This is a genomic window from Nocardia terpenica (assembly GCF_013186535.1).
Classification (GTDB): Bacteria; Actinomycetota; Actinomycetes; order Mycobacteriales; family Mycobacteriaceae; genus Nocardia; species Nocardia terpenica.
The window spans coordinates 2025949-2037709 of sequence record NZ_JABMCZ010000001.1 but is presented as its reverse complement, the minus strand read 5'-3'; the positions used below and the strand labels follow the sequence as shown (position 1 = coordinate 2037709).

At 69.1% G+C, this 11761-nt stretch carries 13 protein-coding genes; 10 read left to right on the top strand and 3 right to left on the bottom strand.

What is annotated here, in order from left to right; genetic code table 11:
* Positions 1-30: 30 nt before the first annotated feature.
* On the bottom strand, positions 31-1260 hold the full coding sequence (locus tag HPY32_RS09435) for an alpha-hydroxy acid oxidase (protein ID WP_067591187.1): 1230 nt from the start codon (positions 1258-1260) through the stop codon (positions 31-33).
* A 14-nt stretch (positions 1261-1274) separates the two neighbouring features.
* The gene (locus tag HPY32_RS09430) at positions 1275-2039 is read right to left on the bottom strand and encodes an SDR family NAD(P)-dependent oxidoreductase (RefSeq protein ID WP_067591191.1); all 765 of its coding nucleotides are present in this window, start codon (positions 2037-2039) and stop codon (positions 1275-1277) included.
* A gap of 181 nt (positions 2040-2220) precedes the next feature.
* On the opposite strand from HPY32_RS09430, the gene HPY32_RS09425 reads away from it, so the two are divergent.
* Genes HPY32_RS09425 through HPY32_RS09400 form a run of 6 tightly spaced genes read left to right on the top strand, consistent with a single transcriptional unit; the run spans position 2221 to position 8585 of the window.
* Complete coding sequence (locus tag HPY32_RS09425; protein WP_067591193.1) at positions 2221-3564, top strand: enolase C-terminal domain-like protein; 1344 nt, start codon at positions 2221-2223, stop codon at positions 3562-3564.
* A complete protein-coding gene (locus HPY32_RS09420; RefSeq protein ID WP_067591196.1) occupies positions 3561-4655 on the top strand; it encodes a sugar ABC transporter substrate-binding protein in 1095 nt (364 codons plus the stop codon). Before HPY32_RS09425 ends, HPY32_RS09420 begins: the two co-directional genes overlap by 4 nt.
* A 13-nt stretch (positions 4656-4668) precedes the next feature.
* Positions 4669-6192, top strand: coding sequence for a sugar ABC transporter ATP-binding protein (locus tag HPY32_RS46110; protein WP_171982765.1), 1524 nt, complete (start codon positions 4669-4671; stop codon positions 6190-6192).
* A complete protein-coding gene (locus tag HPY32_RS09410; protein ID WP_067591199.1) occupies positions 6189-7205 on the top strand; it encodes an ABC transporter permease in 1017 nt (338 codons plus the stop codon). Before HPY32_RS46110 ends, HPY32_RS09410 begins: the two co-directional genes overlap by 4 nt.
* A gap of 2 nt (positions 7206-7207) precedes the next feature.
* A complete protein-coding gene (locus tag HPY32_RS09405) occupies positions 7208-7540 on the top strand; it encodes an L-rhamnose mutarotase (protein WP_067596063.1) in 333 nt (110 codons plus the stop codon).
* The gene (locus tag HPY32_RS09400; protein ID WP_082871589.1) at positions 7533-8585 is read left to right on the top strand and encodes an aldo/keto reductase; all 1053 of its coding nucleotides are present in this window, start codon (positions 7533-7535) and stop codon (positions 8583-8585) included. Before HPY32_RS09405 ends, HPY32_RS09400 begins: the two co-directional genes overlap by 8 nt.
* 1 nt (position 8586) lies before the next feature.
* Here HPY32_RS09400 and HPY32_RS09395 read toward each other — a convergent pair whose 3' ends face one another.
* Complete coding sequence (locus HPY32_RS09395) at positions 8587-9255, bottom strand: FadR/GntR family transcriptional regulator (RefSeq protein ID WP_067596064.1); 669 nt, start codon at positions 9253-9255, stop codon at positions 8587-8589.
* Between the two features lie 42 nt (positions 9256-9297).
* Here HPY32_RS09395 and HPY32_RS09390 point away from each other — a divergent pair, with 42 nt between their 5' ends.
* The 4 genes from HPY32_RS09390 (at position 9298) to HPY32_RS09375 (ending at position 11685) form a co-directional block, all read left to right on the top strand.
* Entirely contained in the window at positions 9298-10182 is an 885-nt protein-coding gene (locus tag HPY32_RS09390; RefSeq protein ID WP_067591202.1) for an amidohydrolase family protein, read from the top strand.
* A 41-nt stretch (positions 10183-10223) separates the two neighbouring features.
* Positions 10224-11036 carry a fumarylacetoacetate hydrolase family protein gene (locus HPY32_RS09385; RefSeq protein WP_231951755.1) on the top strand — a complete coding sequence of 271 codons (813 nt, stop codon included), beginning with the start codon at positions 10224-10226 and terminating at the stop codon, positions 11034-11036.
* A 110-nt stretch (positions 11037-11146) separates the two neighbouring features.
* The gene (locus HPY32_RS09380) at positions 11147-11422 is read left to right on the top strand and encodes a type II toxin-antitoxin system Phd/YefM family antitoxin (RefSeq protein ID WP_197696566.1); all 276 of its coding nucleotides are present in this window, start codon (positions 11147-11149) and stop codon (positions 11420-11422) included.
* A complete protein-coding gene (locus tag HPY32_RS09375) occupies positions 11419-11685 on the top strand; it encodes a Txe/YoeB family addiction module toxin (protein ID WP_067591212.1) in 267 nt (88 codons plus the stop codon). Before HPY32_RS09380 ends, HPY32_RS09375 begins: the two co-directional genes overlap by 4 nt.
* Positions 11686-11761: the final 76 nt, after the last annotated feature.

The window sequence follows — 11761 nt, the reverse complement described above, 5'->3', positions numbered from 1 at the left end:
GCTCGAGCGAAACCCGTCGCGCGGCAGGAGTCAGTGCGGCCGGTAGCGCTCCAGCAGCCGGACATGGGCAGGCTCGAGCTCGTCCAGCGACGAGACGCCGAGCAGTTTGACGGTCCGCACGATCTGGTCGCGCAGGATCTCGACGGCGCGGTCCACGCCCGCCTCGCCGCCCGCCATCAGGCCGTACAGATACGCGCGGCCGATCAGGGTGAACCGCGCGCCCAGGGCCAGCGCGGCGACGATGTCCGCGCCGTGCATGATGCCGGTGTCGAGGTGGATCTCGAGGTCGTCGCCGACCGCGCGCACCACCGAGGGCAGCAGATGCAGCGGCACCGGCGCCCGATCCAGCTGGCGGCCACCGTGATTGGACAGCACGATGCCGTCCACGCCCACGCTCGCCAGCAGTTTGGCGTCGTCGACGGTCTGCACGCCCTTGACCAGCACCTGCCCCGGCCAGCGCGACCGGATCCAGGCCAGGTCGTCGAAGTCGACGGTCGGGTCGAACATGGAGTCGAGCATCGCGGCGACGGTGCCCGACCAGCGGTCCAGCGAGGCGAACGACAGCGGCTCGGTGGTCAGGAAGTCCCACCACCACCAGGGGCGGCGCAGCGCGTCCAGCGCCCCGCCGAGCGTGATCGAGGGCGGGACCGTCATGCCATTGCGGACATCGCGCAACCGATTTCCGGCCACGGGCACGTCGACGGTGACCACCAGCGTGTCGAATCCGGCCTTCGCGGCCCGATCCACCAGCGCCATCGACCGGTCCCGGTCCTTCCACATGTACAGCTGAAACCAATTGCGCGCCCCCGCACCGGTGGCCGCGGCAAGATCCTCGATCGCGGTCGTGCCCATGGTGGACAGCGTGAACGGAATCCCGGCCCGCTCGGCGGCCCGCGCCCCCGCGATCTCCCCCGCCGTATGCATCATGCGGGTGAACCCGGTGGGCGCGATCCCGAACGGCAGCCGCACGGCCTTCCCGAGCACCGTGGTCCCCACCTCGACCTCCGCCACATTCCGCAAGATCGCGGGCCGAAACTCGATATCCCGAAACGCCTCCCGAGCCCGCCCCAGACTCACCTCCCCATCCGCGGCCCCATCGGTGTAATCGAACGCAACCCTGGGCGTCCGCCGCCGCGCCATCTCCCGCAAATCCCAAATAGTCTGCGCCCGAGCCAATTTCCGCCCCCGCCCCCCGAACGGCCGCTCGAACTTCATGAGCGGGGCCAGATCTCGTGGCTTGGGAATTCGGCGAGTCGTCATCGAAACACCATTCCTTACTTCTCGGCCGGGCGCAGGCGCAGGGAGTGCATGCCCGCGTCGACCTCCAGCATGGTGCCTGCGGTCGAGGAGGCGTGTGGCCCGGCCAGATACAGGACGGCCGCGGCTACCTCGTCCGCGGTCACCAGGCGGCCGTGGGGCTGGCGGGCGCGCAGGGCGGACAGTTCGGCGGTGGGGTTGTCGCTGGCGGCCAGCAGGCGCTGCACCCAGGGGGTGTCGACGGTGCCGGGGTTGACGCAGTTCACCCGGATGCCCTCGGGGAGGTGGTCGGCGGCCATGGCGCGGGTGAGGGCGAGGATGGCGCCCTTGCTGGCGCTGTAGGCGGCGCGGTCGGGCAGGCCGGTGGTGGCCGCGATCGAGCAGGTGTTGACGATGGCGGCGGCCGGGGAGCGGCGCAGGTGCGGCAGCGCGGCGCGCGAAACCCGCACCGCGCCCAGCACATTCACCTCCAGCACGCGCCGCCACTCGTCGTCGGAGTTGTCCTCCACGGTGCCCTGCGCGCCGATGCCCGCGTTGTTGACCACGATGTCGAGCCGCCCGAACCCCGCGGCCGCCGCCGCGATCGCGGCCCGCACCGAATCGTCGTCGCACACATCGCATTCCAGGGCGAGGCCACCCGGCTCCGGCGCGGCGCCCGGCCGCAGGTCCAGCACCGCCACCCGCGCGCCCGCGGCCAGAAACGCTGCGGCCACGGCCTTTCCGATACCCGACCCACCGCCGGTGACCACCGCCGCCAGCCCGTCCAACTCCCCGTGCCCCATCCGGCCTCGCCCTCCGCACTGATCCGATGTTTACCGGTCGCGAAGATAGCATCACCGCGCCGCCCGCACGCGAGATTCGCTCGCATTGCCCGGAATTGACCGGATCCCGCAGACCTCTTGCGCTCCCAGACATCGGATGTATAGTCGTGACCCAGATCACTGCTGGGAACGAGGACCGCCCATGGCATACATCACCGCGCTCGACACGTTCGATGTCCGGTTCCCGACGTCGGCACACCTGGACGGCTCGGACGCGATGAACCCCGACCCCGACTACTCGGCCGCCTACGCGATCCTGCGCACCGACGATCCGCACGCCCCCGACGGGCACGGCTTCGCCTTCACCATCGGTCGCGGCAACGACGTGCAGCGCACCGCCATTCACGCGCTCGCGCACCTGGTGGTGGGCCGCACCGTCGACGAGATCACCGGCGACCTGGGCGGTTTCGCCCGCGCGCTCACCGACGACTCGCAGCTGCGCTGGCTGGGCCCGGAGAAGGGCGTCATGCACATGGCGATCGGCGCGGTGATCAACGCCGCCTGGGACCTGGCGGCCAAGCGCGCGGGAAAACCGGTGTGGCGGTTGGTGTCCGAGCTCACGCCGGAACAGATCGTCGCGCTGGTCGACTTCCGCTATCTCACCGACGCCCTCACCCCGGACGAGGCGCTGACCATGCTGCGCCGCGCCGCCCCCGGCCGCGCCGAGCGCACCGCGCACCTGCTGACCTCCGGCTACCCGGCCTACACCACCTCGCCGGGCTGGCTCGGCTATTCCGATGCCAAGCTGGCGCGGCTGTCCCGGCAGGCGGTCGCCGACGGCTTCGCCGTGATCAAGATCAAGGTCGGCCGCGATGTGGACGAGGATCTGCGCCGGGTGACGATCGCCCGCGAGGCCATCGGCCCGAATGTCGGCCTGGCCGTGGACGCCAATCAGCGCTGGGGCGTTCACGAAGCGGCGGAATGGATTTCGCGCCTGGCCCCGGCCCGGCTGTCCTGGGTGGAGGAGCCCACCAGCCCCGACGACATCCTCGGGCACGCCGAGATCCGCCGCCGGGTGGCGCCGGTGCGCATCTCCACCGGCGAGCACGGGCACAATCGCATCCTGTTCAAGCAGCTGCTGCAGGCCGGAGCGGTGGACGTGCTGCAGATCGACGCCGCGCGGGTCGGCGGCGTCAACGAGAATCTGGCAATCCTGTTGCTGGCGGCCAAGTTCGGGGTGCCGGTGATCCCGCACGCGGGCGGGGTCGGGCTGTGCGAGCTGGTCCAGCATCTGGCGATGATCGACTACGTGGCGATCTCGGGCACCCAGGAGGGTCGCGCCATCGAGTTCGTCGACCACCTGCACGAGCACTTCCGCGATCCGGTGCGGGTGGTCGGCGGGCGCTATCTGGCCCCGCGCGCACCGGGTTTCAGCGCCGAGCTGCTGCCCGCGTCGCTGCGCGACCACACCTATCCCACCGGCGCCGCCTGGCAGGGTTCGGCGACACTAGCGCAGCTTTCCGCGAAGGAGCAGGAAAACTCATGAACACCAGGATGATCGGCACGACGGTGGCCGCGGCGCTCCTCGTCACCGCCTCGGCCGGGTGCGCACGCGAACCGCTGCCGGGCCGCGGTTCGGCCCCGGCGCCGAGCGTCGGCGGCGGGGCCGCGAACGGCGTCCTCGTCGGCGCGGATCAGCCGCGCTCGGACTCCGACTTCTGGAGCGCCTACGCCGCCTACCTCGGTCCGAAGGCCGCCGCGGCCGGGATCAAGCTGGAGAACACCTCCTCCGACAACGATGCCAACCGGCTCAAATCCAATGTGGACACGCTGCTGTCGAAGAACGTCCGGGCGCTCATCATCGCCCCGCAGGACACCGCCGCGGTCAAACCGGCGATCGCCGCCGCGACCGCCCGCGCCGTGCCGGTGGTCACCGTCGACACCCGCCCCGACAGCGGCGGCGCATATATGGTGGTGCGCGCGGACAATCGCGCCTACGGCACCAAGTCCTGCACCTATCTCGGTGAAACCCTGCACGGCACAGGCAAGGTCGTGGAGTTCCAGGGCGATCTGGCCTCGATCAACGGCCGCGACCGCTCCGAGGCGTTCGCCGACTGCATGCGGTCGAAGTACCCGGGTATCAAGGTGATCGAGATCCCGACCGACTGGCAGGGCGACAAGGCGGTGTCCGGCCTGCAGGACAAGCTGCTCACCGATCCCGATATCAACGGCATCTACATGCAGGCGGGCGGCATCTTCCTGCAACCGACGCTGGCGCTGCTGCGCCGCACCGGCAAACTCGTGAAAGCCGGTCGGCCGGGCCACATTACGATCGTGTCCAACGATGGCATCAGGGCCGAGCTGGACGCGATCGACTCCGGCGACATCGATGCGACGGTCTCCCAGCCCGCCGACCTCTACGCGCAATACGCGGCCTATTACGCCAAGGCGGCCACGGAGGGACGGAAATTCACGCCCGGCCCGACCGACCACGGCTCGGTCATCGTCGACACCGGCACCGCGGGCCAGCTCGAGGATCAGCTGCCCGCCCCGGTGGTCACCCGCTCCGGCGGCAAGGTCGGCGACCTGGACACCGTGGCGAGCGGCGACCCCGGGCTGTGGGGCCGCGCCCACTGAGAGCGGAGCGATCGTGACCGAAACCTCAGCGCCCGAACACATTCCGGCCGATACCCCGATCGCCGAGGCGATCGGCGTCACCAAACGCTTCGGCCGCACCACCGCACTCGACCGGGTCGGGCTGCGGGTCACCGCGGGCCGCACCCACGCGCTGGTGGGTCGCAACGGCGCGGGAAAGTCCACGCTGGTGTCGATCCTGACCGGACTCGCGACTCCGGACGAGGGCGAGGTGCGATTCCAGGGCGAGCCCGCCCCGGCGCCCGCGGACCGCGACGGCTGGCGCTCCCGGGTGGCGTGCGTGTACCAGCATTCGACCATCATTCCCGAGCTGTCGGTGGCCGAGAACCTGTTCGTGAACCGGCAGGGCCTGGGCGGGCGCGTGATCCGCTGGCACACCCTGCGCGCCCGGGCGCGGGAACTGCTCGACACCTGGTCGGTGCCGGTCGATGTGGACACCGTGGCCCGGGAGCTGTCGGTGGAGCATCGGCAGCTGGTGGAGATCGCCCGCTCGCTGTCGCACGGCACCCGCTTCATCATCCTGGACGAGCCGACCGCGCAGCTGGACGGCCCCGCGATCAAACGGCTGTTCGCCCGCATCCGCGATCTCCAGGCGCAGGGCGTGACCTTCCTGTTCATCTCGCACCATCTGGACGAGACCTACGAGATCTGTTCCGACATCACGGTTTTCCGCGACGCCCGGCACATCGTCACCGCGCCCGCGGCGGAGCTGGGCAAGCCGGAGCTCATCGCGGCCATGACCGGCGATTCCGTCGCGCTGGAGACCGCGGCGCCACGAACGGCGCCCGATCGCGGCCCGGCCCCGGTGCTGCGGGTGGAAAACCTCACCCGCCCCGGCGAATTCACCGACATCGGGCTGGACGTGTGGGGCGGGGAGATCGTCGGGCTGGCCGGTGGCGGCAGCAGCGGCCGGATCGAGGTCGCCGAGACCATTGTCGGATTGCGCCGGGCGGCAGCGGGTTCGGTGCTGGTGTCCGGGGCTCCGGTGCGCCGCAGCGGTGTTCGCGCCGCCCGCCAGGCCGGTATCGGATTCGTCCCGCGCGACCGGCACGACGAGGGCCTGGTGCTGTCGATGAGCGTGGCCGACAATGCCACCCTCACCGTGCCCCGCAAACTCGGCCGCTTCGGCCTGCTGTCGCGCCGCACCCGGAACACGCTGGTGCGCACCGCGATCGGCGAGCTCGATATCAAGACCGGCGGACCCGATCAGGGTGTCGCCGAGCTGTCCGGCGGCAATCAGCAGAAGGTGGTCTTCGCGCGGGCGCTGGCCACCGATCCCGCTGTCCTGGTCCTCATCACCCCCACCGCCGGAGTCGACGTGCGCTCCAAGGAAACCCTGCGCGCCGTGGTCCGCGCCGCTGCCGACCGCGGCACCGCGATCCTGGTCGTCTCCGACGAACTCGACGACCTCCGCGACTGCGACCGAGTGCTGGTCATGGTCCAGGGCGCACTGACTACCACCTACGACAAGGGTTGGGACGACCGGGAACTCGTCGCCGCCATGGAAGGACTGACATGACACCGACCGTCACCGGATCCGGCACCGCTGCGGTCCCGCGCGCGCGAGTTCCGGTGCGCTGGGCCACATTCCGGGACTTCCTGCTGGTGCCGCCGATCCTGCTGGTGCTGGTGGTGGGCTATTTCATCGACGCGAGTTTCGTCTCGCCCGCCAATCTCACCAATGTGCTGACCACCATGAGCGGAATTTCGCTGCTGGTGCTGGCCGAGGTGCTGGTGCTGGTGGTGGGGCGGATGGATCTGTCGCTGGAGTCGACGTTCGGGCTGGCGCCGGGCGTGGCGATCTGGGCGACCATGGGCACCGCCAAGGTGGGCGCCTTCACCTGGGCCTCGCCGTGGATGACGATCCCGCTCGCGCTGCTGGCCGGGCTGGCGGTCGGCGCGGTGAACGGATTACTGATCGTGCGCTTCGGCCTCAACGGGTTCATCGTGACGCTCGCCATGCTGATCGCGCTGCGCGGGCTGCTGACGTTCCTCACCGGTGGGTTCACCCTCACCCGGATCCCGAATTCGGTGGAGTGGCTGGGCAATTCGCGGGTGCTGGGAGTGCCGGTGAACATCGTGCTCTGCCTGGCGCTGTTCGCGATCGGCTATCTGGTGCTGAACTACACCACGGCCGGGCGGGCGCTGTACGCGGTGGGCGGCAACGAGGGTGCGGCGCGGGCCGCCGGTATCCGCACCGACACCGTGGTGATCGCGGTGCTGGTGATCGCGGGGTTGCTGGCCGCGATCGGCGGGCTCATCTACACCGGGCAGTTCGCCAGCGTCCAGGTCAGCCAGGGCGACGGCATGATCTTCAATGTGTTCGCCGCCTGCGTGATCGGCGGCGTCTCGCTCAACGGCGGGCGCGGCTCGGTGGTGGGCGCGTTCTTCGGCATCCTGATCCTCACCCTGATCCAGAAGCTGCTGTCCTACGGCGGGGTCAGCGCGGACTCGTTGAAGTTCATCAATGGGGCGCTCATTCTCGTCGCCCTCGTCATCACCCGAATCGCCAGCGGGCGCCGACAGGAGTGATCATGCGAATCGCCTTGCACACCAGGCTGAAACCGGGCATGGCGGAGGAGTATCGGCAGGCGCACCGGGAGGTGCCGCCGGAGCTCGAGGCCGCCATTCGCGCCGCGGGCGCCACCGACTGGACGATCTGGCGCAGCGGACCGGATCTGTTCCACGTCATCGAGTGCCACTCGTATCATGCCCTGCTGGAACAGCTTTCCGGCCTGCCGGTGAATATCGCGTGGCAGCAGCGGATGGATACGTATCTGGCCGTGCCGCACGACTATTCGGCGGCCGATGCCGCGCTGCCGGTGGTCTGGGAGCTGAATCCCGCGCACGAGGAGCCCGATGCGTGAACTGCGCGCGGGATCCGATGCCCCGGGTCCCGATTCGACCGCCGCGGCGGAGCATTCGGCGGGCCGACGCCGCGGTCGGACGAGCCCGCACCGTGGCCGGGCCGCCGCGGGTGCGGACGACGGCGGCGCGGCGTCCGTGGTGCTCGGCGGGGCCGGATACGCGGGCCTGTACCGCGCGGTCGACGAGGCTTCGGCTGCAACGGCTCTCGGCACCGCGTGGGACCTGGGCATTCGCGAGTTCGATACCGCGCCGCACTACGGCGGCGGGCTCAGTGAGGAACGGCTCGGCCGCTTCCTGCGCACCCGCCCGCGCGCCGAATTCACCGTGTCCACCAAGGTCGGCCGCCTGCTCTACGACGACCCGGACGCCCCCGACGGCGCGGAAGGCTTCTACGGTGCGCCGAAACGCTCACGGCGGCGGGACTATTCGGCCGCGGGCGTGCGCCGATCGCTGCTGGAATCGCTGGACCGGCTCGGCGTGGATCGGGTCGACACCCTGCTCATCCACGATCCCGACGAGCACATGGCCCAGGCCCTCGACGAGGCGGTGCCCGCCCTGGAGCGGCTGCGTTCGGAGGGGCTGACCACCGGAATCGGCGTGGGCGTCAACGATGTCGGCGTGGCGCTGCGGTTCGTGCGCGACACCGATATCGATCACGTGCTCATCGCCGGGCGGTACACGCTGCTGGACCGGCGGGCCGAGACCGAGCTCCTGCCCGCCTGCGCGCGCCGTGGCGTGCGAGTGCTGGTCGCGGGCGTGCTCAACAGCGGTGTGCTGGCGGATCCGTTGCGGCAGGCCACCTTCGACTACCGCGCGGCCGCGCCCGCCGTCGTCGCGCGGGCCCGCGCCATGGAGTGGACGTGCGCGAAATACGGTGTGCCGCTACGGGCGGCGGCCATGCAGTTCCCGGCCCGGCACCCGGCGGTGGCCGGGGTGGTGCTCGGCTCCGGCACCCGCGCCGAGATCGCGGACAGCGTGGCCATGCTGAATATCGAAGTGCCGGAGGAACTCTGGGCCGAGCTGGCGGACCGCGCGCTGTGGTGAATCACCCGGCGGCGCGCGCCAGCCACTCCATCACCCCGGCCACATGCGCCAGCGCCCGCGCGTGCGCCAGTTCCGGATCGCGGGCGGCGAGCGCGTCGCAGATGCCGCGATGCTCGGCAATGGTGCGGTCGAACGCGCCCTCCTCGGTGACGCCGCGCCACAGCCGCGCCCGCGTCGTCGGCATCGACAGCGAATCCAGCAGGGAGGCAAGCACTTTGTTACCCGAGGCGGCCGCGATGGCGGCATGGAAGCTCAGGTCGACCGCGACCAGGTCGGCCACGGTGGTGCCGCCGGGCTCCACCAGCGTGCGCAGGTGGACCAATTCCGCGTCTGTCATATGCCGCGCGGCCAGCGCGGTGGCGGCCGGTTCCAGAATCCGTCGCACGCCGAGAATGTCGAGCACGGAGTCGTCCTGGTGGAACTCCAGCAGGAAACTCATCGCATCCAGCAGCGAATTCGGTTCCAGGCTGGCCACATACGTACCGTCCCCCTGCCGCACATCCAAGATCCGCACCAGCGACAGCGCCCGCACCGCCTCCCGCAGCGAATTCCGCGACACCCCCAGCGCCGCGGCGAGATCGGCCTCCCGCGGCAGCCGCGACCCGGGCTCGAGCTCGCCGGACACGATCATCGACTTGATCTTCGCTATCGCATCGTCCGTGACCGACAACCCAATTTCCTTCACCCTCGAGGATGTGAACACATGCCTCCGATGACTGTAGACGCTCACGTCCACATCTGGGACATCGGCGGTGGAAAATTCCACGTCGAATACGACTGGCTCACGGATACATCCGATGTCTTATACCAGACCTATACGCTCGACCAACTGGAGCCCCGGTTGGCCGAGCACGGGGTGGGCGCGCTGGTGCTGGTGCAGGCATCGGACTCGCTCGCCGAGAACCAGGCCCTGCTCGACGCCGCGCAACGCGCCCCGTGCCCGGCAACGGTGGTCGGCTGGCTGCCGCTGCACGAGCCGGAGCGGGTGGCCACCCTGCTGCCCCGGCTGCGGCATCCCGGCTTCGTCGGCGTGCGGCACATGATCCACCGCGATCCGGATCCGGCTTGGCTGCTGCGGCCGGAGGTTTCGCAGAGTCTGGATCAATTGGCAAGGGCGGGACTGAGTTTCGATGCAGTGGCGGAGCGGCCGGAACTGCTGGCACAGGTGCCGGTGATCGCCGCCGCGCATCCGACGCTCACCGTCGTGCTCGATCATTTGGGCAAGCCACCGATCGCCGAGCGGGGCTGGCAACCGTGGGCGGACCTGCTGGCCTCGGCGGCCGAACAACCCAATGTGGTAGCCAAGATCTCCGGCCTGGCAACGGTTTCCGCGCCCGGTTTCACAGCGTCGGACTGGCAGCCTTATGTGGAGCATGCCCTGTCGGTGTTCGGCCCCGACCGGCTGATGCTCGGCGGCGACTGGCCGTTCACACTGACGGCCGCCTCGTACCGCGAAGTGTGGCGGACGACGCTGGGCACCTTGACGAACCTGTCCCCCGCCGACCGCGAGCGCGTGCTGTCCGGCACGGCCCGGCGCGTGTATCGGCTGTCCGACGCGACCGTTCGGCACCCCCGCAGTGAAGGAGAAAGTACGTGAAGATTCAGTGAATCGGCGAGCCCGGCGCGGAGCGGCCGATCGTGGTGAACGGCGACCAGGCTTACGACCTGTCGCCACTGACCCGGGATATCGACGGTGATTTCCTTGCGGCAGACGGCCTTTCGCGAGTGGCAACAGAGCTCACCGCAGACCGCCTGTCCCCCATCGACATCGCCGGTCAACGCATCGGCCCACCGGTAGCCCGCCCCCAAGCGGTGTGGTGCATAGGCATGAACTACGCCGCCCACGCCGCCGAATCCGGCTCCGCCCCACCGCAAGAACCGGTGGTGTTCTTCAAGACACCGAACACGATCGTCGGCCCGTACGACGACGTCCTGATCCCCCGTGGCTCCACCCGCACCGACTGGGAGGTAGAACTGGCAGTAGTGATCGCCCGCCGCGCCCGCTACCTCCCTTCCCCCGACGAGGCAATGAAATACGTTGCGGGATACACCATCTCCAACGACGTCTCGGAACGAGAGTTCCAGCTAGAGCTGTCCGGCGGCCAATGGTCCAAGGGCAAATGCTGCGAAACCTTCAACCCCCTGGGCCCGTCCCTGATCCCCGCCAAGGAACTGGACTCGAAGAATCTCCACCTCCGCTCCTTCGTCAACGGCGACCCTCGCCAGGACTCCTCAACCGCCGACTTGATCTTCGACGTGGCGTACTTGATCTGGCATCTATCCCAATTCGCCGTCCTAGAACCCGGCGACATCCTCAACACCGGCACCCCGGAAGGAGTAGCCCTCTCGGGCCGCTACCCCTACCTGAAGCCCGGCGACGTAGTCGACCTGGAAGTAGAAGACATCGGCAAAATGACCCAAACCTTCCGCTCAGCGGAACCGAACGATTGATCGGAGCCGATCACTGGCCCCAATCGCGTACTCGATGACGTACGCGATGTCGTATACTTGGTGTTGACTGGGCCGGTAGAAGCAGAAACCTGGAGGTGACAATGCGAGCTATGCATGCCAGCGAGGCCCGCGCCAACTTCGCCGCAGTCCTCGACGCCGCCACCGAAGACAACGACGAAGTGGTCATCACACGCAGCGGCGGCAAAGAAGCCGCCGTCGTCATCAGCCTGCGCGAGTGGGAGGCAATGAAGGAAACCGCCTACCTGCTGTCCAACGCCGCCAACGCGGCGTGGCTCGCCAAGGGAATCGCCCAGGCAGAGGCTGGGCAGACAGAGACACGTGAACTCATCGACACTGACGACGTCACCGAGGACCCCGACGCGTGAGCCGCAAACTCACCTTCACCGACACCGGATGGACCGACTATCTGAGCTGGCAGCAAGACAGACCAACGCTGAAGAAGCTGAACCGACTCATCGATGACATCAGACGTAACGGAAACGCCGAAGGCATAGGCAAACCCGAGCCGTTGCGCCAGAATCTGACCGGGTGGTGGTCGCGCCGCATCGACCACGAACATCGTATCGTCTATCGCGCCGACGACAACAGCGTGATCATCATCGCCTGCCGCGGCCACTACGGCGATTGAGCCGCCCTACGTCGATGCATACAAGTGTGCTCGAAGACCCGTCTGGGATCGGCTCTCTTGGTCTGCTACAGACGCG

What these genes read in the sequence shown, in the direction of transcription:
- HPY32_RS09425 (WP_067591193.1), top strand. Translation starts at nt 2,221, where the DNA reads ATGGCATACATCACCGCGCTCGACACGTTCGATGTCCGGTTCCCGACG.
- HPY32_RS09420 (WP_067591196.1), top strand. Translation starts at nt 3,561, where the DNA reads ATGAACACCAGGATGATCGGCACGACGGTGGCCGCGGCGCTCCTCGTC.
- HPY32_RS09390 (WP_067591202.1), top strand. Translation starts at nt 9,298, where the DNA reads ATGACTGTAGACGCTCACGTCCACATCTGGGACATCGGCGGTGGAAAA.
- HPY32_RS09435 (WP_067591187.1), bottom strand. Translation starts at nt 1,260, where the DNA reads ATGACGACTCGCCGAATTCCCAAGCCACGAGATCTGGCCCCGCTCATG.
- HPY32_RS09380 (WP_197696566.1), top strand. Translation starts at nt 11,147, where the DNA reads ATGCATGCCAGCGAGGCCCGCGCCAACTTCGCCGCAGTCCTCGACGCC.
- HPY32_RS09400 (WP_082871589.1), top strand. Translation starts at nt 7,533, where the DNA reads ATGCGTGAACTGCGCGCGGGATCCGATGCCCCGGGTCCCGATTCGACC.
- HPY32_RS09430 (WP_067591191.1), bottom strand. Translation starts at nt 2,039, where the DNA reads ATGGGGCACGGGGAGTTGGACGGGCTGGCGGCGGTGGTCACCGGCGGT.
- HPY32_RS09405 (WP_067596063.1), top strand. Translation starts at nt 7,208, where the DNA reads ATGCGAATCGCCTTGCACACCAGGCTGAAACCGGGCATGGCGGAGGAG.
- HPY32_RS09410 (WP_067591199.1), top strand. Translation starts at nt 6,189, where the DNA reads ATGACACCGACCGTCACCGGATCCGGCACCGCTGCGGTCCCGCGCGCG.